The organism is Psychrobacter sp. 78a-MNA-CIBAN-0178, assembly GCF_040309625.1.
GTDB lineage: Bacteria > Pseudomonadota > Gammaproteobacteria > Pseudomonadales > Moraxellaceae > Psychrobacter > Psychrobacter okhotskensis.
In genome coordinates this window covers 1-1,062 of the sequence record NZ_JBEOOZ010000061.1, presented here as the reverse complement: position 1 = coordinate 1,062, position 1,062 = coordinate 1, and the positions used below count along the sequence as shown (strand labels likewise).

Genomic DNA, 1,062 nt, shown 5'->3' with positions numbered 1-1,062 from the left:
TTTTTCTCTTGAGCAATATCGGCACAGGCGAGTAGCGATGTGCTGATATCTGTTGGACACGCGTGGGCATATCGTGGGTCAAGCGGTAGCTCGTCTGCGGGACGCTCCATATATGTGCGGATGAACGTCCATTGGTCGTAAGGGCTAAGTTGCATGTCTTCGAGATTGATGTTTTGGATGCTTTGATTTGTCTTGGGGTCAATTACATGTAGATTTAGAGCCTCAAATTCGACGCCCTTATTGTGTCTGACTGAGGCAACAATGTCTTTGTAATTAATTAGATGAAAGATAGGGTCTTGCTTGCGATTGTGCTCGTAGTAAGCAATTTGCTGGGTCTGCTTTAACAGTACGATTTTATTATAGTAGGATTTTTTATTTTTAATCTGTCTTAATATAAGATATGATCCAAAACCAAAAACTATTAGAAATAAAATAAGCATAGCTATTAAAAATAACGCTGCGTATTCAAAGTCTTTGATAAAAATATAACTAAATATTACTACTGTAAAGAAAAAGAAACCTTGCCCAAACAACCAACTAAAGCAATAAGCCATCAAAAATCCAACCAATTGATATGAGTTAATAATGGGGTGAAACAGTAGGTAGTCTGGGTTTACCTCATGCATATCACGGCTCAGCTTCTCTACGCTGGCTTTTTTTCTCGATACGCAGGTATGCTCCCTTCCCAAGGTTTACTTAGTAGCTTTTCGATGGGATGGGTATTGTTAGGAGGATTGTAAATCATTATTTTTTTGCAACCTTTCTTTAGTAGCTATTATTATCCAAATAGCTTACGTCTTTTAGAGGGTATGGCGGATTGCGACTGGTATCGGGCGTATAGGTCACAATCACTTTTGCGTTATTGATATTCTGCGGTTCAAACTTTAATAACTGCGTATCAATGATAAACTGAGGTTCCGATTCTTTTTCAGCCTCTTTTTTTGTCACTATAGGCAATAATCTCTCAAGAGCTGATGATTTGATATGACCCCTGCCGTCAAATCCGTACAGTTAAACTTGGGAGATTTTAGTTACGCAGCCTGACGATAATAGTCAAACCAC

2 protein-coding genes are annotated in these 1,062 nt (G+C 38.7%); both read right to left on the bottom strand.

Annotated elements, in window-relative coordinates; all coding sequences use genetic code 11:
- Positions 1-689, bottom strand: a 689-nt coding sequence (locus AAEY80_RS14215; RefSeq protein WP_350541750.1) for a DUF6708 domain-containing protein, incomplete at its 3' end; no start/stop codon positions are given.
- A 76-nt stretch (positions 690-765) separates the two neighbouring features.
- Positions 766-948: a hypothetical protein gene (locus tag AAEY80_RS14210; RefSeq protein ID WP_025651033.1), complete on the bottom strand. Its 183-nt coding sequence runs from the start codon at positions 946-948 to the stop codon at positions 766-768.
- Between the last annotated feature and the right edge of the window lie 114 nt (positions 949-1,062).